Annotated in this window: 13 protein-coding genes; 8 read left to right on the top strand and 5 right to left on the bottom strand. The window is 62.6% G+C overall.

The window, feature by feature from the left end; translation table 11 throughout:
- Positions 1–343: 343 nt before the first annotated feature.
- Genes OU993_RS16120 through OU993_RS16105 form a run of 4 tightly spaced genes read left to right on the top strand, consistent with a single transcriptional unit; the run spans position 344 to position 4238 of the window.
- Complete coding sequence (locus OU993_RS16120) at positions 344–1096, top strand: GntR family transcriptional regulator (protein ID WP_268159089.1); 753 nt, start codon at positions 344–346, stop codon at positions 1094–1096.
- Between the two features lie 30 nt (positions 1097–1126).
- Positions 1127–2155, top strand: a complete 1029-nt coding sequence (locus OU993_RS16115) for an SIS domain-containing protein (RefSeq protein ID WP_268159087.1) — start codon at positions 1127–1129, stop codon at positions 2153–2155.
- Positions 2152–3336, top strand: coding sequence for an N-acetylglucosamine-6-phosphate deacetylase (gene nagA / locus OU993_RS16110; RefSeq protein WP_268159086.1), 1185 nt, complete (start codon positions 2152–2154; stop codon positions 3334–3336). Before OU993_RS16115 ends, nagA begins: the two co-directional genes overlap by 4 nt.
- Positions 3333–4238 carry an ROK family protein gene (locus tag OU993_RS16105; protein ID WP_268159085.1) on the top strand — a complete coding sequence of 302 codons (906 nt, stop codon included), beginning with the start codon at positions 3333–3335 and terminating at the stop codon, positions 4236–4238. The genes nagA and OU993_RS16105 overlap by 4 nt, the downstream gene beginning before the upstream one ends.
- Before the next feature lie 33 nt (positions 4239–4271).
- Here OU993_RS16105 and OU993_RS16100 read toward each other — a convergent pair whose 3' ends face one another.
- On the bottom strand, positions 4272–5816 hold the full coding sequence (locus OU993_RS16100) for a glycosyltransferase family 39 protein (protein WP_268159084.1): 1545 nt from the start codon (positions 5814–5816) through the stop codon (positions 4272–4274).
- A 474-nt stretch (positions 5817–6290) separates the two neighbouring features.
- On the opposite strand from OU993_RS16100, the gene OU993_RS16095 reads away from it, so the two are divergent.
- From OU993_RS16095 to OU993_RS16080, 4 genes are all read left to right on the top strand, one after another.
- A complete protein-coding gene (locus tag OU993_RS16095) occupies positions 6291–7358 on the top strand; it encodes an HlyD family secretion protein (protein ID WP_268159082.1) in 1068 nt (355 codons plus the stop codon).
- On the top strand, positions 7355–10156 hold the full coding sequence (gene rbbA, locus OU993_RS16090; RefSeq protein WP_268159080.1) for a ribosome-associated ATPase/putative transporter RbbA: 2802 nt from the start codon (positions 7355–7357) through the stop codon (positions 10154–10156). The genes OU993_RS16095 and rbbA overlap by 4 nt, the downstream gene beginning before the upstream one ends.
- 3 nt (positions 10157–10159) lie before the next feature.
- Positions 10160–11272 (top strand): ABC transporter permease, encoded by a 1113-nt coding sequence (locus OU993_RS16085; protein WP_268159078.1) that lies wholly within the window; start codon positions 10160–10162, stop codon positions 11270–11272.
- Between the two features lie 169 nt (positions 11273–11441).
- Positions 11442–12452: a glycoside hydrolase family 5 protein gene (locus OU993_RS16080; RefSeq protein WP_268159076.1), complete on the top strand. Its 1011-nt coding sequence runs from the start codon at positions 11442–11444 to the stop codon at positions 12450–12452.
- A 16-nt stretch (positions 12453–12468) separates the two neighbouring features.
- Here OU993_RS16080 and bcsN read toward each other — a convergent pair whose 3' ends face one another.
- From bcsN to bcsA, 4 genes are read right to left on the bottom strand one after another with little or no spacing between them, the layout of a single operon-like run.
- Positions 12469–13293, bottom strand: coding sequence for a cellulose biosynthesis protein BcsN (gene bcsN / locus OU993_RS16075; RefSeq protein WP_268159074.1), 825 nt, complete (start codon positions 13291–13293; stop codon positions 12469–12471).
- Positions 13290–15320 carry a tetratricopeptide repeat protein gene (locus tag OU993_RS16070; RefSeq protein ID WP_268159072.1) on the bottom strand — a complete coding sequence of 677 codons (2031 nt, stop codon included), beginning with the start codon at positions 15318–15320 and terminating at the stop codon, positions 13290–13292. The genes bcsN and OU993_RS16070 overlap by 4 nt, the downstream gene beginning before the upstream one ends.
- Positions 15317–17635, bottom strand: coding sequence for a cellulose biosynthesis cyclic di-GMP-binding regulatory protein BcsB (locus OU993_RS16065; protein WP_268159070.1), 2319 nt, complete (start codon positions 17633–17635; stop codon positions 15317–15319). The genes OU993_RS16070 and OU993_RS16065 overlap by 4 nt, the downstream gene beginning before the upstream one ends.
- Positions 17628–19868, bottom strand: a complete 2241-nt coding sequence (bcsA, locus tag OU993_RS16060) for a UDP-forming cellulose synthase catalytic subunit (RefSeq protein ID WP_268159690.1) — start codon at positions 19866–19868, stop codon at positions 17628–17630. The genes OU993_RS16065 and bcsA overlap by 8 nt, the downstream gene beginning before the upstream one ends.
- Positions 19869–20297 lie beyond the last annotated feature (429 nt).

Raw genomic sequence — 20297 nt, 5'->3', positions numbered from 1 at the left:
GAACGCAGAGGCGACTTGTGCGCCACCTCTGCTGTGCGGCAAGAGACAACCGGAGCCAGGCTGATTGTTAATAATTAATACCAAACGAATGCCAATCGTCCAGCATGCAGATCGTCATTTGTTGCGCTGATTTGATAAACAGCTGAAAAACAACCGCAAAAATTTCTGCATTGGGATTTGTGCTGACCCAACTCTAAAACCAATTGCGTCTGTGGAGCCATATTGGTATTTTCCGCGCTCACCTGGAGGGGTTCCGCACGATGACGCTCAGCCTGCATTTCTGGAAAACGCATGCCGCCTTGGTGGCGCGAGGGCCTGTGCGCGGCGGGCGCGAGGGCGGCCGATGAATGAAAATGCGCTTCCCCTGTCGCAATTGCAGGCGGTCCGCGGTGGCCCCTTGTATGTGAAGCTGAAGAAGATGATCGAGCAGGCCATGTCCGATGGTCGGCTGAAGCATGGTGATGCGCTGCCGGCGGAACGCGACATTGCCGATGCCGCCGCCATATCGCGGGTCACGGTGCGCAAGGCAATCGATGAACTGGTGGATGAAGGGCTTCTGGTACGCCGCCGCGGCTCCGGCACCTTCGTCGTCAAGCCGGTGCCGCGCATGCAGCAACCGCTGACGCGGCTGACCTCGTTTTCCGAAGACATGCGCCGGCGCGGCATGGTGGCCGGGTCGCGCTGGCTGGACCGTGGGCTGTTTCATCCGACGCCGGAAGAAACGATGACGCTCGGCCTTGCCGGGCAGGCGAGGGTCGCCCGGCTTGTTCGTCTGCGCACCGCCAACGACATGGCGATTGCGCTGGAGCGCACCAGCCTGCCGGACGACATCCTGCCGGACCCGGACGGTGTTGAGAATTCGCTCTACCAGGCGCTGCTCAGCCGCAACATCCGGCCCGTGCGTGCCAATCAGCGTATCTCGGCCGTTCTGCTCAAGGAAGACGAGACGGAATTGCTGGGTGTGCCGCCCGGATCTGCTGCGCTTAGCGTTCAGCGCATCGCCTATCTGGACTCCGGTCGGGTGATGGAAGTCTCGACCGCTCTTTATCGCAGCGACGCCTATGATCTCGTTGCGGAACTCACCATCGGCAGTTGATGCCGACAGCATGGAAAGGCTTAGACTCTCATGACATCGATCATGCGACAGGAGATCGACGAGATCCCGCATGTGGCCGCGCGACTTCTGAACGATCAGGCGGAGGCGCTGGAGGCTGCCGGCAAGGCCCTGCGCGAGCGGGATCCGGCCGTGGTCGTCACCATCGCGCGCGGTTCCTCCGATCACGCGGCGCATTTCCTGAAATATGCGATCGAGCTGGAGCTCGGCCTGCCGGTGGCCTCGCTCGGCCCGTCGCTGGCTTCGATCTATGGCGCGCCGCTGCGCCTTGCGCGAGGGGCGGCGATTGCCGTTTCGCAGTCCGGTGCAAGCCCGGACATCGTGGCGCTCGCCAAGGCTGCGGTCGATGGTGGGGCGCTGACGATCGCGCTGGCCAACACCGTGCCGTCGCCGCTGAGTGTCGCCGCAAGCCTTGCGATCAATGTCGATGCCGGCAAGGAAATTGCCGTCGCGGCAACGAAATCCTTCGTCAATTCCATCGTGGCAGGCCTTGCCGTCCTTGCCCACTGGAAGGACGATGCGAACCTGAAGCAGGCAGTTAACGCGCTGCCGCAGCATTTTGCCGAGGCGCTGTCGCTCGACTGGAGTGCGGTGATCGATACCCTCGTGGCTGCGGATTCGCTTTACATGCTGGGCCGGGGCCCCTCGCTGGCCATCGCTTCGGAAGCCGCCTTGAAGTGCAAGGAGACCTGTGAGCTGCACGCGGAGGCCTATTCCTCGGCGGAAGTGCTGCATGGCCCGGTCTCGCTGGTGGCCGCCGCTTTCCCGGTGATTGCCTTTGCGGCGCGCGACAAGGCGGAAACCTCGATCGTCGCGACCGCATCGAAACTGGTGGAGAAGAACGCTGCCGTTTACGCAACCTCGCAGCTGGCCAGCGGGCAGGGGCCGGCAAAACTTCCCTTCGTGGCAACGGGCCATCCCTTGACGGATGCGCTTTGCCTGATCATCCCCTATTACGGGATGGTCGAACAGCTCTCCCGTCTTAGGGGCTTCAACCCTGATAAACCCGCAGCACTTCAGAAAGTGACCGTGACCCAATGACCGAGCCTTTAGCGCTTGTCAGCCAGCGTATCTTTGACGGCGACCAGCTGTGGCATGAGCATGCGGTGCTGATCGACGGTGGCCGTGTGACGAACATCGTGCCGCGGCAGGAGGTGCCGGACGGCTATCGGACCCTGGATGTGGGGGATGCGCTGGTGGCGCCGGGTTTTGTCGATCTGCAGGTCAATGGCGGCGGCGGCGTGTTGTTCAACAACGATCCGACCGTCTCCGGGATCGCTACCATCTGCCGGGCGCATGCCGCCTACGGCACGACCTCGGTGATGGTGACGTTGATCACCGATACGCCTCAGATTCGTGACACGGCACTGGCAGCCGGACGCGATGCTTTTGCCGGCCACATCCCCGGCTATCTCGGCCTGCACCTCGAAGGGCCGCATCTGTCGCTCGCCCGCAAGGGCACGCATGACCCGACCCTGATCCGGCCGATGGAGGAGGCGGATCTTTCCGCTCTCTGTGCGGCGTCGGGCACGTTCGGCCAGGCGCTCACCACCATTGCGCCGGAAAGCGTGACGCCGGAACAGGTGTCGCGGCTGAAAGAGGCGGGGTATGTCGTCAGCCTCGGCCACACCGATGTCGTGGCTTCCATGGTCGCGCCTTATACGGAAGCCGGCGTCACCATGGTGACGCATCTTTTCAACGCGATGAGCCAGATGGGCAACCGCGAGCCGGGTGTCGTCGGCGCGGCACTCGATGATGGCCGCATCTTCTGCGGCCTGATCGCCGACGGTTTCCACGTCGATCCGGTGGCCATGCGCGTGGCGCTGCGGGCAAAAAACGGTCCGGCCCGCATTTTCCTCGTGACGGATGCCATGTCGACCATTGGCACGGAGGATGACGGATTCGAATTGAACGGCCGGCAGGTTTTCCGCCGCGGCGGGCGGCTGACGCTTGCGGACGGAACGCTGGCGGGCGCCGATATCGACATGCTGTCCTGCGTGCGCTTCACCCATGAACGGTTGGGCGTGTCCCTGATCGAGGCGCTGCGGATGGCCTCGCGTTATCCGGCGGAGGCGATCGCTGCGACGACGAAAGGCCTGCTGAAGCCCGGTTTCGATGCGGATATGGTGGTGCTCGATACCGCACTGAGCCTGCATTCGACCTTTATCGGCGGTAAGCTTGTGGCGGGACGCGATCTTACGGACCGGATGGCAGCATCATGATCGTCTGTTTCGATATCGGTGGCACGGCGATCAAGGGGGCGCTCGCCTATGCGGTGGAGGATGTGCGCCCCGTGCCGCGGCAGCCGACGCCGATCCATGACTTCGACGCTTTTGTGGCCGTGCTGCAATCGGTGATCGACGAGGCGGACGAACGGCCCGAGCGCTTAGCGCTCTCGATCGCCGGCATCATCGATCCGGATACCGGTCGCGCCGTCGTTGCCAATGTGCCCTGCATTCATGGCCGGCCGCTCAGGCAGGATCTGGAGGCCGCCCTTGGCCTTCCGGTTCTCGTGGCCAATGATGCGGATTGTTTCGTGCTGGCGGAAGCCGGGATTGGCGCCGGGCGCGGCCACCGCGTCGTCTTCGGCGTGATCCTCGGAACCGGCGTCGGCGGCGGGTTGGTGATCGACGGGCAGCTCATCAACCGCGAGGGCGGGTTTGCCGGCGAATGGGGCCATGGCCCGGTCGCCGCGACCGAAGCCGGCCATCCGCCGGCACGCCTGCCGCGCTTTCAATGCGGATGTGGGCTGACCGGCTGCATCGATGCCGTCTGCAGCGCCCGCGGCATGGAAAAACTGCATGCGCATCTGCATGGGGCGACGCAGACCAGCGAAGAGATTGTTGCGGCCTGGGAGGTGGGGGATGCCGCGGCGAGCCGGACGATCGATGTCTATGTCGATGTTCTGGCAGGCCCGCTGGCGCTGGTTGCCAATGTCACGGGAACGACCATCATTCCGGTCGGCGGCGGGTTGTCCAATGCCGAACCTCTGCTTGAAGCGATCGATGCCGCGGTGCGCAGCCGCATCCTGCGCCGCTTCGACCGGCCGCTCGTGGTGAAGGCTGAATGCACCGTGGAGCCCGGACTGATCGGTGCGGCGCTCCTCGGCCTCAAGGCCGGTTGACGCCTGGCAGAACCTGCCCGAGGGGCGGCACGGTCAGGGTTTCGGTGCCACGAGACCGACCGGTCGGACGACGGTGTAGTGGAAGCGCAGCCATTCGCCTTCAGTCGGGAAATACATCGGCATGTCGAGTGAGCGGATCTCGGGAAGCGCCAGCCGAAGGCCGTAGTTCTTCTCCAGCCATTCGAGCATTTTCGGGAATTTTTCCTTTCCGGTCGTCTGCACGAGTAGGATTGGCCGCTCTCCCGAGGCGTCGATCGGTGGCGTGAAGTCGTCATAGGTGGTGGTCACAACCGGCGTGTCCTGGAACAGGAACCTCAGATTGCCGCCGGTGCGCCAGTCGCCGGTGACGATGAGCGCCGGCGCCACCTTTTCGTCGGCACGGAACTTGTCGGCGAAACTCTGCCAGTCATAGTTGGAACTGGTCCTGAGCCCGAGCAGGGACATCAGTGGCTGCGAGGCGATGAGCGCGCCGGGGACGACCAGCATGGTGGCCAGCGCGACCGAGACCAGACGTGGCACGAGGCGGGCAAGGCTGAATCGCTGCTGCTCGAGCCACAGCGCAATAAACAGCGGCAAGGGCAAGAACAGCGGAAGCAGCCAGCGGTCGCGGATTTCCGTCAGCGTCATCGTTGCAATGACCAGCAGCATGATGAGCGTGATCGCGATGAAATAGGTGCGGAAGAAGCGGTACCAGGTCCGATCCGGCGCGCCGTCGCCGCGCGGTTTCAGGCCAAGCAAGGACAGCGCCGTCAGAAGCATCGGCACGCAGACAATCACCAGCGCTCCGCCGATGAAGGTTGCAACGCCAAAGGTCACCTGGAAGAACCGTCCGTCCGGTGCATTTTCCGCCATTCGGCTCAACGTCACTCCGGAGGCGAGATCGAGGTTGTGGAAAAGCCAGATGGCATGCGGGATACATAAGGCAAATGCCAGCGCAAGCGACAAAATAAAACGACGGTCAAGGATGCGCTCACGTCCCTGTGGGTGAAGCCAGACCGCCATGAGGATGGCTGGCAGGATGATCAGGCTGTTGTATTTCGACAGGAGTGCCATGCCGATGCACAGGCCGATACCGATGTAACCGAGTGTCCCGGGTCCCCGGAAGAGGCGCGCCGTGAGGTAAAGGAGCATCGCGACGCTCAGCATCAGCATCGTCGTGTGGGTCAGGTCCCGTTGTGCCTGCCAGAAGACCTGCGGAATGACGAACAACAGAAACGCCGCGACCGCCACCAGCCGCTTGTCCGAGAGGATCAGTTCTGCTGCCTTGATGTAGAAAAAGAAGATCAGGAACAGAACGAGGTTCTTGGCGGCGCCGACGGCGAAAAGGCTTGTTCCGAACAGCCTAAAGAAGATCTGCTGATACCAGTTGTAGAGCGGAGGCTGCGCGTCATAACCGAAGGCTAGCCACTGCTGGAACAGAACCTGCTGTGCCTCGTCGACCCGCAGTGCCGTCGGCAGGAACAGCCGGATCAGCGTCTGCAAGAGGAAGTACACGGCAAAGACGATGATGATGGCGCGGGGGCTCCCGGCGAGCCGGTAAGCAAGCGTCTGGACGGTCCTGCCGGCCCTCGTTCCCATGTCTGCTGTTGCTGAATTCACAGCCGTCTGCATGCGTAGTATCTTTCACCTGTTCCTGTCCTCGACAGAGGACATAGGCGAACGTCGGCGAAGGGCCATCGGTCGCACTCGTCTTTAATGTAGGGAGCCCGCCGCCAGTCTGCTTGTCCGATCGTCTCACAAGCATCTGTCGTGGACCTTGCGCGTACATTTCTGCGAATGTGCGCAAGCCCTTAAGAACTCCTGGTCAGAGCCGGAGGCGCCCTCGGACTCAAACGCCTGCAGTCTATACAGGTAAATGATACTGGTGAGTACCAATTTTTTCTCAGTTTTTGACGCGGATCAATTTCCGCCGCAGGCACGCCCGCTAACCTTCATGTCATGCCGAGCAATTCGGTATTGCCGCTTCATTCGGATCTATCAGCCAGGACGCCGGCGCCGGGCCGAATAGGCAGCACATTCCATTTCTGTCTGAGGCAGGTGCCGGAGAGCGACATGAACGATCGGATGAAAAGCCTGACAACCGTGGCAGTCATCGCTGCCCTTGCGGCAGGCGGCTATTATGCCTGGAGCAATTACAGCGGCGCGGCCCTTCCCGAAGGCATTGCCTCCGGAAACGGCCGCATCGAAGCGACCGAGGTTGACGTTTCCACCAAGACGGCAGGGCGGATCCGCGAGATCATGGCGGTCGAGGGTGACTTCGTCAAACCCGGCACGGTTCTCGCCCGCATGGATACCGTGCAGCTCGAGGCCCAGAAGGCCCAGGCGGAAGCCAGCCTGCGCCAGGCAATCATCGGCATCGATACGGCAAAAAGCCTGGTGATGCAGCGGCAGGCGGAACGGGAAGCGGCGGCCGCGACGGTCGCTCAGCGCGAAGCCGAACTGGACGGTGCCAGCCGCAAGCTGGCCCGCACCGAACAACTCGCCAGTTCCAACGTCACCAGCCAGCAGGCTCTTGATGAGGACCGTGCCGACGCCAAGGCAGCCAAGGCCGCGGTCGCGGCGGCCGAGGCCCAGCTTGCTGCATCGGAGGCTGCCATCAGTTCCGCAAAGGCGCAGGTGATCGATGCGGAAGCGGCGGTCGAAGCGGCTCGGGCTGCCGTTGCAAGCATCGTTGCCGACATCAATGACAGCACGCTGACGGCCGCACGGCCGGGGCGGGTGCAGTATCGTGTCGCCGAACCGGGAGAGGTGTTGTCTGCCGGCGGCCGGGTGCTCAATCTTGTCGACTTGAGCGACGTCTACATGACCTTCTTCCTGCCGACCGCGGAGGCCGGCCGGGTTGCGATCGGCAGCGAGGTGCGCCTTGTTCTGGATGCCGCCCCGCAGTTTTCCATTCCTGCCACCGTCGCCTTCGTTGCCGATGTCGCGCAGTTCACCCCGAAGACGGTGGAGACCGAAGAGGAACGGCAGAAACTGATGTTCCGGGTGAAGGCGAAAATCCCACAGGCATTGCTGGAGAAATACATCCAGCAGGTGAAGACTGGTCTTCCCGGAATGGCCTATGTGAAGCTTGATCCGCAGGCCGTCTGGCCGGCCAATCTGGCGGATGTGGTGCAATGACAGGGCCGGATCTTGACGGACAAACGGAGGGCGCCGAACCCCGGCCGAACGTGGTCACGCTTGCGGGGGTGAGCCTGCGTTACGGCAAGACACAGGCGCTGCGCGACGTCACGCTCGACATTCCCGCCGGTTGCATGGTGGGGCTGATCGGCCCGGACGGTGTCGGCAAGTCGAGTTTGCTGTCGCTCGTCGCCGGCGTGCATGTGATGCAGAGCGGCAAGGTCCAGGTGCTCGGCGGCGACATTGCCTCCCGCCGTCACCGCGACCTGATCTGCCCACGCATTGCCTATATGCCGCAAGGTCTCGGCAAGAACCTCTATCCCACCCTGTCAGTCACCGAAAACGTCGATTTCTTCGCCCGTCTGTTCGGCCAGGATCGGGACGAGCGAAAGCGCCGCATCGATGACCTGCTGCGGCGAACCGGTCTCTCCCCCTTTCCCGACCGCCCGGCCGGCAAGCTCTCCGGCGGCATGAAACAGAAGCTCGGGCTCTGCTGCGCCCTGGTGCACGATCCCGATCTTTTGATCCTCGATGAACCGACCACCGGCGTCGATCCGCTGTCGCGCCGCCAGTTCTGGGAACTGATCGACCATATCCGCAGCGACCGGCCGGCGATGAGCGTGATCGTTGCGACCGCCTATATGGAGGAGGCCGAACGGTTCGACTGGTTGGTTGCCATGGATGGCGGACGGGTTCTCGCCACCGGTTCCCCCGCTGAGCTTCTTGCAAAGACACAAACGAAGAACCTTGATGCCGCCTTCGTTGCGCTGCTGCCGGAGGAAAAACGCCAGGGACACGAAACGCTCGTCATTCCGCCGCGCGTGGAAGCCGACGGGCAGGATGAGATCGCCATCGAGGCGGAAAATCTCACTATGCGGTTCGGTGATTTCACAGCGGTCGACACAGTCAGCTTTCGGATCCGCAAGGGCGAGATTTTCGGTTTTCTCGGCTCGAACGGCTGCGGCAAGACGACGACGATGAAAATGCTGACGGGCCTGCTTGCCGCAACGGAGGGCACGGCGCGGCTGTTTGGCAACCCGGTCGATCCCAAGGACATGGATGTGCGGCGGAAGGTCGGTTACATGAGCCAGGCCTTTTCGCTCTATTCCGAGCTGACGGTGCGCCAGAACCTTGACCTGCACGCCCGGCTCTTCCGCATGGAACCGGATCGCATCGGGCCACGGATCGAGGAGATGCTCAAGCGGTTCGATCTGACGCAGGTCGTCGACAGTCTGCCGGATGCCCTGCCGCTCGGTATACGCCAGCGCCTGTCTCTGGCGGTCGCGATGATCCACGGACCGGACATCCTCATCCTCGACGAACCGACCTCCGGGGTCGATCCTGTGGCGCGCGACGGTTTCTGGCAGATCCTCGCGGATCTGTCGCGCAAGGACAATGTGACGATCTTCGTCTCGACGCATTTCATGAACGAGGCGGAACTTTGCGATCGCATTTCGTTGATGCATGCCGGCAAGGTGCTGGTCAGCGACACGCCGAAGGCGATCATCGAACAGCGGCAGGCGGCGACGCTGGAAGAGGCCTTCATCGCCCATCTGGAAGAGGCGATCGGGCAGACGGCAACAGCCGCACAGCCGCAGGCGGTCGTGGACCCGGCTGCAGAGTCCGAAATCGCCGAGCCATCCGCCACACCGGCGGGTCGGCCACCGTTCTTCGACATCCGGCGCATGCTCGCCTATTCGCAGCGCGAGGCGCTGGAACTGAAGCGCGATCCGATCCGCGCCACGCTTGCCATCATCGGCAGCGTGATCCTGATGTTCGTGATCGGCTACGGCATCAATCTCGACGTCGACAACCTGACCTATGCGGTGCTGGATCGCGACGATACGACGGTGAGCCGCGATTACGCACTGCAGATCGCCGGATCGCGCTATTTCATCGAAAAACCGCCGATCCGCGATTACCAGGATCTCGACCAGCGCATGCGCAGCGGTGAACTGAGCCTCGCCATCGAAATCCCGCCGGGTTTCGGGCGCGATGTTGCTCGTGGCCAGGGGCCCGTGGAGATCGCCGCCTGGATCGATGGTGCAATGCCCACCCGGGCCGAAACGGTGCGGGGTTACGTGCAGGGCATCCATTCCGCCTGGCTGACTCAGAAGACGCGTGAATTGAAAGGCGACGCGGCAACCAAGGGGGATTTCAACCTGGCGATCCGCTACCGCTACAATCCGAGCATCGAAAGCCTGATTGCCATGGTTCCGGCCGTCATTCCGCTGCTGTTGATGATGATCCCAGCCATGCTGACGGCGCTCAGCGTCGTGCGCGAGAAGGAGTTGGGGTCGATCCTCAATTTCTATGCCACGCCGGTGACACGGCTGGAATTCCTGCTCGGCAAGCAGTTTCCCTATATCGTGCTGGCGATCCTCAATTACCTGATGCTGGTCGCCTTTGCCGTCTTCGTCTTCCGGGTGCCGCTGACGGGCAGTTTCCTGGCGCTGACGGTTGCGGCTGTGTTGTACGTCCTGTCCTCGACGGCCATGGGCCTTTTGATCTCCAGCTTCATCAAGTCGCAGATCGCGGCCATCTTTGCCACGGCACTCATCACGCTCATTCCGGCGGTCCAGTATTCCGGCATGATCGACCCCGTCTCATCACTGCAGGGGGGAGGGGCGTTGATCGGCCAGATCTATCCGACGACCTACTTTGTCACGATCGCGCGCGGCACCTTCTCCAAGGCGCTCGATTTCGGCGATCTCGCCGGCTCGTTCCTGCCACTGCTCCTCGCTGTTCCCGTCCTCCTCGGGCTCGGCACCATCCTCCTCAAGAAGCAGGCGAGCTGAGCCATGCGGATTGCCAATATCGTCGAATTGGGCATCAAGGAACTGTGGGGTCTGGCGCGCGATCCGGTCATGCTGATCCTGATCGTTTATTCCTTCACGCTCCAGATCTACACCGCCTCCAGCGCCCAGCCGGAGAGCCTCAACAATGCGGCGATCGCCGTGGTGGACGAGGACCAGTCCCCGGTTTCTTCGCGCATCCTCACGGCATTTTATCCGCCGTATTTCGTCACGCCGAAGCTGGTCTCGCAATATGACATGGACCGGCGCATGGATGCAGGCCTCGATACCTTCGTGCTCGACATTCCGCCGGACTTTCAGCGCGATCTTCTGGCGGGTCGCTCCCCGACCATCCAGCTCAACATCGACGCCACCCGAATGACGCAGGCCTTTACCGGCGGAAACTACGTCCAGTCCATCGTCTCCGGCCAGGTGAGCGAGTTCCTGCAAGGATACCGCGGCGAGAGCGAACTGCCGGTCGACCTCGTCCTGCGCTCGCGTTTCAACCAGGAGCTGGACAAGGGCTGGTTCGGGGCGATCAACGAGGTGATTTCGGCCGTCACCATGCTGTCGATCATCCTCACCGGGGCTGCCCTCATCCGCGAGCGTGAGCACGGGACGATTGAACACCTGCTGGCCATGCCGGTGACCCCGGTCGAGATCATGCTGAGCAAGATCTGGTCGATGGGACTGGTGGTGCTGGTTGCGACCATCGTCTCCATCGTCGTGGTGGTGCAGGGCGTGCTGCATGTTCCGGTGCAGGGCTCGCTCGCCCTGTTCCTGCTGGGGGCTGCCCTGCAGCTCTTTGCCACCACCTGCATCGGCATCTCGCTAGCGGTCGTTGCCGGCACGATGCCGCAGTTCGGCCTGCTCTTGATCCTCATTCTTCTGCCGCTGCAGGTGTTGTCCGGCGGCATGACGCCGCGCGAAAGCATGCCGGAGATCATCCAGAACATCATGCTGATCGCCCCGAACACCCATTTCGTCATTCTGGCCCAGGCGGTGCTGTTTCGCGGGGCGGGGCTGAGCGTTGTGTGGCCGCAACTTGTGGCGCTGCTGACGATTGGCGGCGTGCTGTTCGTCTTCTCGCTGCAGCGCTTCCGGACGTTCCTGCGTTAGTCGGGCAGGCAAGCACTTCCGGCCCTTGTGAGGGCCGGGTGGCGCCCATAAGATGAGGCCGAATCGGATCAGTGTCCTGCAAGGGCACGCGGCGGACCGCAATGCCGCGTTTCCTTGCCCGACAACGGGAATGGCTCTTTTGGTGATCAGGAACGTCTTGGCAGGCCTCATGGCACTCAGTCTTGCTTCGTCCGCCTCGGCCGCCGATGGCGCCTGCCTGCGCGGCATCAATCTCGCCGGGGCGGAGTTTGGCGCGCCGCCCGGAAAACACGGCGAAAGCCACATTTACCCCACCGACACGACGATCGCCTATTTCGCCGAGCGAGGGTTCAACACGGTACGGCTTCCCTTCCTGTGGGAAAGATTGCAGCCGAAACTCTCCCAACCCTTCGCGAAGGAGGAGGCGGGGCTTCTGATCGACGCGGTGCGCAAAATGCGTGTTCTCGGCCTGAAGGTCGTCCTCGATCCGCACAATTACGCCCGTTACAACGGCAAGGTGATCGGTTCCCCCGAGGTGCCGCTCGCCGCCTTCGAGGATCTCTGGAAGCGGCTTGCGGATCAGTTCGGTGACGATCCAGGCGTTATGTTCGGTCTGATGAACGAACCACACGACATGCCGGCGGCGCAGTGGCTGAAGACGGCGAATGCCGCGATCACCGCGATCCGCCGTGTGTCTTCACACAACCTGATCCTGGTGCCAGGCACGGCCTGGACCGGCGCGCACAGCTGGTTCGACGACTGGTATGGTGGCGCCAATGCCTCCGTCATGCTTGGGATCAAGGACCCCGCCAACCATTTCGCCTACGAGTTCCACCAGTATTTCGACGCAGATTTTTCCGGCAAGAAGGACAGTTGCAGCCGTGCCGCGGATGCCATTGCCGCCGTTGCCAGGGTTTCGGCCTGGCTGCGGCAGAACGACCGCCAGGGTTTCATGGGTGAATTCGGCGTGACCCGGGATCCGGCCTGTATCGAGGTGGCGGCGCAAATGACGGCGGCCATCGATCGCGACCGTGATGTCTGGCTTGGCTGGGCCTATTGGGCCGGCGGGGATTTCTGGCCGGAGGACGAGGCACTGAACATCCAGCCGACGGCAAAGGGCGACCGCCCGCAACTGGCGGGGCTTCGGGCCGCGCTGGACAGGCCGCTTGATCCGGCGGCCTGCCGTGTCCTGCAGAAGTGAGCTTTATGACTTCGCCTCAACTGTCCGGCAGTGGAATGCTGACGGAGGTCGAGGATTTTTCCACCGCTTCCGTGCGTGCCTGGGCCGACTGCGCGGCAGTCACTGCGCCGACACTTGGTCCACTGGTCGCGTTTGACGAAATGGTGCGCCGGGTGAGCTGCACCGCTTCCGGTTCCGGCGCGGGAGAGATGGCAACGGGCACAGCGTAACCATAGAGGCTGCCGTTCAGCGACAGCGTTGCAAGAAGATTGGCGAGGTTGTCTCTCGAGGCGCCGGGCGCGCAATAACGCAGGCGGACGGTGCCCGCTTCTTTGCCCTTGGTTCCGCTTGCCGGCCATTTTTCGATGGTCTGCCAGGCAAAGACGCAGGCGCTGCCATCAGCCAAGGAGCCGATGGCCACACCGTACGGGCCATAGGCATTGTGTCGGAAGACCTGTTCGGTGTTCATGGCGATGCCAGGCAGTGCGGCGCGCATTTCGGCGGCAAGCGCGGCCCGGCTCGGCGCCTTGCGCAGCCGGTCGAGATCGGCCGGACCCTTTTCCACCGTCAGGCGGTTTTCGCCGGGTGCCGTCGTGCGGTTCGGGTAGATCACCTGCTGGATCTGGCTGTCCTCGCTGGTGAGGCTGCGGGCGGAGATCGGCTTTTGCTCTACCCCGCTCAACCGTGCCCAGGCGAGCTCCGGCGGGATCGACCGATTGCCGCCGCCAACCGCTGCAGCGGAGAGGCCCGCCGTCGTTCCGGCCTGTCGGGCAAGCCAGGGATCTTCGTCCTGCGTCACACAGCCGGCGAGCGGCAGAAGGGACGCGAGATAGACAGCAAGATGCAAGGGCAGCCTGTTCATCGCTCGATCCCCATCCGTTCGTTGATCGTCGCCAGTCCCCGCTGGTTCGCCGGGTCCTGTACCACCTTGTTCAGTTCGGCAAAGATTGCTCGCGACTGGCCGAGGTTGCCGAGATGATAATGCGCCCAGGCGCGCATCTGGCTCATGCCCACGCTTTCCGGCGCGATCTGCAGGCGCTGGTTGAGCGCCGCCAGAACATCGGGGAAACGCTTCTGGTCAAAGGCGGAACGGGCCCGCTGCCAAAGGATTTCCGCGCGCAGCTCCCGCTCGCGGGCGGGTGTCAGACTGTAGCGGGCAAGCACCTGATCGGCATCCTCGGTCAGTTTGGCGCGCAGCAGCGTCAAGCCGAGCCCATAGGCCGCATCATCCTTCTTGCTACTCGTTGCGAGGGCCATCTCGAAGGATTGCCGGGCTTCCGCCAACCGGTCGATGCCGAGCGTGCACCAGCCGCGTACCAGCTGTTCGTCGCCGGAAAGCGACTTGCGGCTTTCGAGGCGGGCGAGATCGGCGACACAGGCGCTGTAGCGCTTGGCGCGCAGGTTCTGGACGTATTGCGGCTGCGCCTGGTTTGAAGGGGTGTTGATTGCCTGGCCCTGCGTGCCGGAGGGGGCTACCGCCGTCTTCAACTCGGCAAAGACCTGCGGATAGACACCGGCATAGTCGCTCTGCAACTGATCCAGCCCCTTCCTGTCCTTCTGCTGCAGCAGCGTCAGTGCTTTACCCTTCAGGCTTTCGGCTGAAGGTTTCCAATCGAAGGATTTGCCGAACCAGGCACTGGCTGCATCGAACTGGCGGGAATTATAGGCATACCAGCCGAGGATTTCCGAGTGTTCGGGCGATTGCGACGACTGGATGGCGTCTGCATAGGCCTTGGCGACGGTGGGCGCGACCGTGGTTGCGGCCTTGCCCTGAAAACCGAAGGAGAGGCTTGCGAGGAAACTCTCCCAGTCACCGGCGGCAAGATCGAGATGGCTTGCCACCGTATCAAATGCCTCACCATTGCGCCCCGCGGCCATCTGGGCGAGAACGAGACCCTTCAGCGCTTCCGTCGAGGGCGTGGCGGCGAGCGCCCGGTCGAACCAGGCCTCCGCCTCGCCGCTCTGTTTCGCTTTCAGATAATACCAGCCGAGCAGCAACTGGTCCTTGGGATCGTCTCCCGTTTCGGCGGCCCGTCGGACGGCGAGCAGCGTGAGCGGCTGCGGTTCGACAGCACCGGCAAGGCCCGCCGCATAATCGGCGAGCTCACGGCGCATCAGGTCGAGCGTCAGCCCCTGCATGCGCGCGGCAAGCCCGGGTGAGGCGGAGAGGATGCGGATCAACTGGCGCAGCTCCGCCGCCGGGAAGTCCTCGACAGCCTTTTGCAGCGTGGTCATCACGACGTCGTCGCTGAACCGGTTTTCGTCCTTGCGGAACAGGATGCCGCGATAGATGGGTGCCGCCACGGTGCCCATGTCGTTGCCCTTGTAGGCGTCGATCAGCATCCACAAAAGATCGACATCCGGTTCGGCGGTCGGGTCGAGGTCCTTGCCGGCGGTGATCACCGCCGTCCAGTCCTTCGCGACGGTGGCTTCGGTCATGTCGTGACGGAGCTTTCGGCGTGCCAGTTTCTCGCGAAAATCGGCAGAGGGTTCCCAGCCCGGATTTGCGGCTGCAAGCCGGCTGATTTCCTGCTCGATCCCGGCATAATCGTCCGCCTCGTAGAGACGCCACAACGGGGTTTCATCGACCCGCTTTTCATCGGCGGGCCTGTAGAGATCGTCAGGCACGGTAAATGCCGGGAATTTCAGGCTGATGCGCTGGATTTCACGCTCGACGCGCTGCTTCTCGCCCTGCTGGGCGTAATAATAGAGCGCCGCAAGTTCCACCGCATCCGGTTCGGGGGCGGTATTTTCAGCCTGGGCGGGGGGCAAAGCGGCAACAGGATTGTCCTGCGGCAGCAGGCTTCCGGCAAATGCGCCTTCAGCCAGCATGATCAGCAGCAGCACCGACGAGCGGCAAATGGAAAGAGGGAGCTTGCGAGACATCATCGAACTGTCCTCACGCCCTTGCGGGGAACGGTGTAACCAAGCCAGAGGCCGAAACTTCCGATCAAAAGCAGGATAAGCCCTACATAAACGAGGAAATGATCGGAGAGCCAGGCAGCGGTCAGCCGGCGCAGATTGCCGATGCTGGTATCGGTCAGCGGATAGAAGCTGTAGGCCGCCGGTTGTGCGGTTACGACCGAAAGGTCAGACCGTTTCACCAGGGCCGAGCCGCCCCTCAGCTTCTGCCAGGCTGCAGGTTCCGTCAGAGCATCGACCCCCTGCTTGAGATCTTCCTCATTGGCGGCAGTGACGGTGGTGATGCTCGTCAGCCGTGACCCGTTGCCGGTCTGGTTGATCGTCGCCAGAACCTCTGCCGGGCGCAAATGCGGCGGCTGGTCTGCCACGTCGCGATACTGCAACCAGCGGCCAACGGTATCGGATCCGGCCTGCAGCGTTTTGAGGATGCGGGCGATCACGGACGGATCGCTGCGTTCGTCGGCGGTACGCTGCTGGAAGGCCTGCAGCAGCGCCTGCATGTCAGCCCCCGCATCGGAGCCCGGCACGCTCAATGAACCGGCAACCGAGCCGGTCGTCATCGTGTCGAAACCGGCGACGGAGAAACGGGCGGACCGCAAGCTTTTTCCGTCGAGTTGCGCCATCTGGCGATTGCCAGCAGCAATCACCAACGCCGTCGACTGGATATCGGGAGCGGGTTGGCCCAGCCTGAGATCGGCGACCAGGGGATGGCGGGCACTCAGCGCCAGTCGCGTCAGGATGGTCGCGGCCGCACCGAGACGGACCGGACTGAAACGGTCGACATAGATCTCGATCTTGTCTCGCTGGTTGAAGGGATACCCCCGTCCGGCGAAGGCCGCGAGATCGGGCAGGCGACCGGCCCGTGCGAGTGCCGGAATGTCAAAGGCGGTATCGGCGAGAAGCAGGAAGCGCGGGCGCTCGTCGTTGCGGGCGGCGAGATCGCAAGCTTTGTCATCCTCGCGCGGCAATTCGGCCAGGATATCGACCTTGTTGACGCCGGGATGGAAGGCGCGCAACGGCAGGTCGACCGGTTTGTCGCGTAGGGTTGCGCCGTCCGGCGCATACAGCGCATGGCTGGTGACGGCCCTGTCGTTGACGCGCACCAAAAGCTGCGCGCCGGGTGCCAGCTTGGGTGCTGTTGCAGCGCTGAGCCTGAGCGCGATCGAGGCGTAGTCGCCCGGATAAAAATCCTCCGGCATCACAACGTCGACACTGGTGCGGAACAGCCGGCCCGCGAAGGATTCCGACGTATAACCGAGATCGGAGAGACGCGTGCGACCGGGTTCATCGGCCGTGATGAAGGATGTCTGGCGCAGTGCCTGCGCCCCGTTGAGGATCGGCTGGAAGGGGCCGTTGATAGCTTGGACAAGCGCTGCGGCCACAGCCTGTTCGGAGGCACCGCGTAAGATGACGCGGAGGCGGCCATGGCCCATGTCCTGCATCGAAAGGCCCGAAGGGGCCGAGCCGAGGACAGACCGAGTTTCCGCAGTCTGCATCTTGCTGGACGGATCGCCGAGATAGAGGTCAATGCCCGGATTGCCGTTCGGGCTTTCTGCGAACACCACCTTCAGGTCGTCGCGGCCGAGCAGCAGTGCCAGGGATTGGATGACCGGCATTGCCTGCCGTGCCATCGCCTCGATGGCGGCCGAGGACCCGATCACCCGCAGTTCGGTGACGCCGGCCTCGGTGCGGCCAGCGGCCATCAGCCCTGCCGGATCGCTAGTCGCTGCCTTGGCAGTGGCAAGGAAACCGCTTTGGACCGCATCGATTTGCGTCCACAACTCGTAGACGGCATCCATCGAACAATCGACCCGGTGGTGCTGGCGCGCGCGCAGTGTCACCGTGTTCCAGCCCGGTTGGAGGAGTGCCGCCTCCACCTTGAGGTCGTGGGTGGTGATCCCCTGCGGCGAGCGGATCGGCAGGCTCGTGACGGCATGGTCGTTGAGGCTGACCGAAAGGCTTGCGCCATCCGGCAACACCGAGACGGCATTGGTATAGGCGATCCGGATGGCACCTGCCTTCGCCACCTGATCAGGGGCCAGATAGAAGCGCAGCCGTCGCATGTCGTCTTCGCCCGTCAGGCGCATCTCGGATGCCGCCTCGATGAAGGGGATCATCTGACCCGGCCCCTGCAGCGTAGCCGCGGAGGCGGCGGTACCCATGGCTTCACGGGCGCTTTCGGTTACCATGTCCGCTGGCAGAAGCGAGGTGTCGGCGCTTGCCATCGATGCCTGGAGAGAGGCGCAGACGAGGGCTGCGCCGAGGAGGGCACGGTTACGCATAGTTCACCTCCTTCACCGAGGCCGGTGGCGGTTCGTCGCCCGTGTGCCCGGGGCCTGTTGGTCCGAAGGGTCTCAGGTCCAGTTCGGCATCCGGATGGGAAGGGGCCGTGGTTTCCCGAACGGCGCCGAGTGCATATCCGAAGGCTCGCAGCGTCTGGCGCAGTGTCCAGAATGCAAACTGGATCGTCCCGACAAAGAAGCCGATCGGCTTCTGGCGACGGGTGATCCGCTCCTGCAGGCGCGCCTGTTCCGCATACATCATCTCGGCAATCATCACGAAGGTCTCCGGCGTGCGTTCGCTGAAAGCAAAACCGAAGATCGGATGTGTCTGATCGTCGCGGATGACCCTGCAGACAATCTTTGTCTTCATCGCCTTGCCCTGGCGGCGCACTTCAAGTGTCGCGGTATCGTAGGGTTTTATGCCCTGTGGCACGCCTTCGAAGAACTCGATGCCGACGCCGCCGCTGGAGACGTCCCGGACGATGACCGCATGCTGCTTCTGGTCGATATGCACAAGGGCATGACGCTGGACGGAGAGCCGCTGGTTGCGGCGGCGTTCACGCCGCTCCGCGACGACACCAAGCGCGGCCCCGGCCAGACCCGTATTGATCAGGTTCCAGCCGATGACGATAAGCAGCAGTTCGGACGGCATCGGTTCCGTGAGGTAACGCCAGACGGCATAACCGGTCGCGCCAAGCAGAAGCAGGAAAATGGCGAAATAGGAGCCGGCCAGCGGGGACAGTTTGCTGGTGTCCAGCGTCTGGCCTTTCGCCGTCACGTTGAAGGTCGGTTTACGGGGATTGCGCACCACACTGATAATGGCGCCGAACAGCATGACCGACTGCACATATTCGTAGAGCTCGGAAATCCACGGCCAACGAACCCGGCCGAACAGATAGGACTGCATGGCAAAGGAGGAGACGAGGTAGGTCAGCGTGTAGCAGACGAACTCGACGATATTGGCCTGGAAGATCTGCAGCGAAAAGAAGATGTAAAGCAACGGCGCGAACATGAAGGTCAGTCGCGTCATCGGAAACAGCCAGAACAGGTTCGTACCGGCATAACAAATCCGCTGCGCCATGGTGAGGCCGCGCTGCAGGAATGGACGGTTGAGCGTCAGGATCTGCAACATGCCCTGTGCCCAACGCACCCGTTGGCCGATGAAGGAGACCAGCGTTTCCGGCTGCAGACCCGCGATCAGCGGCTTGTCGACATAAACGCTGTGCCAACCGCGGCAATGCAATGCCAGCGCACTTTCGCAATCCTCGGTGATCGACTGGCCGGAGAAACCATCGGTTTCCTCGAGCGCCTTGCGGCGTAGCACGGCAGCCGAGCCGCAGAAAAAGGAGGCATTCCATTTGTCGAGGCCGCGCTGGACGATGGAATAGAACATCTCGTTTTCCGACGGCATGCTGCCGAAGGTGTTGAGGTTCTTTTCCAGCGGGTCCGGGTTCAGGAAGAAATGCGGCGTCTGCACAAGGAAGAGGCGCTCGTCCTGCGCGAAGAAGCCGACGGTTTCTTTCAGGAATTCCCGCACCGGGGCGTGGTCGGCATCGAAGACAACGACCAGTTCGCCGCTCGAGACCTTGAGCCCGGCGTTCAGGTTTCCGGCCTTGGCGTGATCGTTCTTCGCTCTGGCATGGTAACGCACGCCGAGCGCCTGGCAGAGCGATTGCAGTTCCAGTCGGCGGCGGCGTGCGGCATGCGCCACGCGCGGATCGCTGTGGCCGCATTTGGCATCGGTTCCGCCATCATCCAGCAGATAGATCGCGAGCTTGTCCTTGGGATAGTCGAGCGCTTTGGCTGCCGCCAGCGTCAGCGCCAGAAGATCCGGCGCCTCGTTGTAGGACGGAACGAAGACATCGACCGTCGGAAGATTCGCTTCATCCGGCATGTCCGGCCGCTCCCGCTTCAGGGGATCGGCAACGATGAAGAAGTTCACCGCCAGCATGATCAGGCAGTACATCTCGGCCACGTAAAGAATGAGGCCGGGAATGAAATTGATGGGTTCGGAAAACTCAGGCAGCGTTTCCGTCGTGCGCCAGTAGGCGTAACGCAATGCGATGATGCCGGCGAAAACGAAGGTGAGTTGCCGAAGGGTCGTGCTGTTCGGCCGTGTCATGAACAGCAGCATCAGACCCAGAATCGTCAGGCTCAGCACAAGCTGTGCCTGCAGGCTCATTGGGAGCCACAGAAGAAATAGACCAATTACGCCCGCAATGATTGCGGGCATCGAGACGCACATCATGTCGTCAGACCCCATTTTTCATTACCAGGGCGATCATTGCCGAGGGCCCCCGCCAGGAGACAGCCGGAAGCTAGGAAGGACGCGTTAGCAAATCCCTAATGACCGTTTCGGGGGTGTTCTGCTGCCGGAAACGGTTCGTGGATGACGGAAATGAAATTGCCTAATAAAAACAGACATTTGTGAAAATATTGCCGGCTGGATTGCGTCTTATTGCAATAATATGTCACATAAACCAAAATGGGACATGCTTAACCGCCGGTTAGGATTGATGCCATCAACTCGTCGGATTGGTCGCGGCTTCGCCTTGACCGCCACGACCGAGAGTTTCGTTCAGCGCATCGCGCACGTGCGGATTAGATCAAAACCAGCGAAAACAAAGTTCGGAAATTTCACCGACGCGCCGCTACAATCGTC

This window comes from Rhizobium sp. SL86 (genome assembly GCF_026672545.1).
Lineage (GTDB): Bacteria > Pseudomonadota > Alphaproteobacteria > Rhizobiales > Rhizobiaceae > Neorhizobium.
Note: the sequence above shows the minus strand (reverse complement) of the source record. Positions and strands in the feature narration are given on the sequence as shown.

Excerpts from the sequence above, each read along its gene's own strand:
- nagA (WP_268159086.1), top strand. The coding sequence starts at position 2,152 with ATGACCGAGCCTTTAGCGCTTGTCAGCCAGCGTATCTTTGACGGCGAC.
- OU993_RS16100 (WP_268159084.1), bottom strand. The coding sequence starts at position 5,816 with ATGGGAACGAGGGCCGGCAGGACCGTCCAGACGCTTGCTTACCGGCTC.
- OU993_RS16070 (WP_268159072.1), bottom strand. The coding sequence starts at position 15,320 with ATGATGTCTCGCAAGCTCCCTCTTTCCATTTGCCGCTCGTCGGTGCTG.
- OU993_RS16120 (WP_268159089.1), top strand. The coding sequence starts at position 344 with ATGAATGAAAATGCGCTTCCCCTGTCGCAATTGCAGGCGGTCCGCGGT.
- OU993_RS16105 (WP_268159085.1), top strand. The coding sequence starts at position 3,333 with ATGATCGTCTGTTTCGATATCGGTGGCACGGCGATCAAGGGGGCGCTC.
- OU993_RS16065 (WP_268159070.1), bottom strand. The coding sequence starts at position 17,635 with ATGCGTAACCGTGCCCTCCTCGGCGCAGCCCTCGTCTGCGCCTCTCTC.
- OU993_RS16095 (WP_268159082.1), top strand. The coding sequence starts at position 6,291 with ATGAACGATCGGATGAAAAGCCTGACAACCGTGGCAGTCATCGCTGCC.
- OU993_RS16115 (WP_268159087.1), top strand. The coding sequence starts at position 1,127 with ATGACATCGATCATGCGACAGGAGATCGACGAGATCCCGCATGTGGCC.
- bcsN (WP_268159074.1), bottom strand. The coding sequence starts at position 13,293 with ATGAACAGGCTGCCCTTGCATCTTGCTGTCTATCTCGCGTCCCTTCTG.
- rbbA (WP_268159080.1), top strand. The coding sequence starts at position 7,355 with ATGACAGGGCCGGATCTTGACGGACAAACGGAGGGCGCCGAACCCCGG.
- OU993_RS16080 (WP_268159076.1), top strand. The coding sequence starts at position 11,442 with ATGGCACTCAGTCTTGCTTCGTCCGCCTCGGCCGCCGATGGCGCCTGC.
- bcsA (WP_268159690.1), bottom strand. The coding sequence starts at position 19,868 with ATGCCCGCAATCATTGCGGGCGTAATTGGTCTATTTCTTCTGTGGCTC.
- OU993_RS16085 (WP_268159078.1), top strand. The coding sequence starts at position 10,160 with ATGCGGATTGCCAATATCGTCGAATTGGGCATCAAGGAACTGTGGGGT.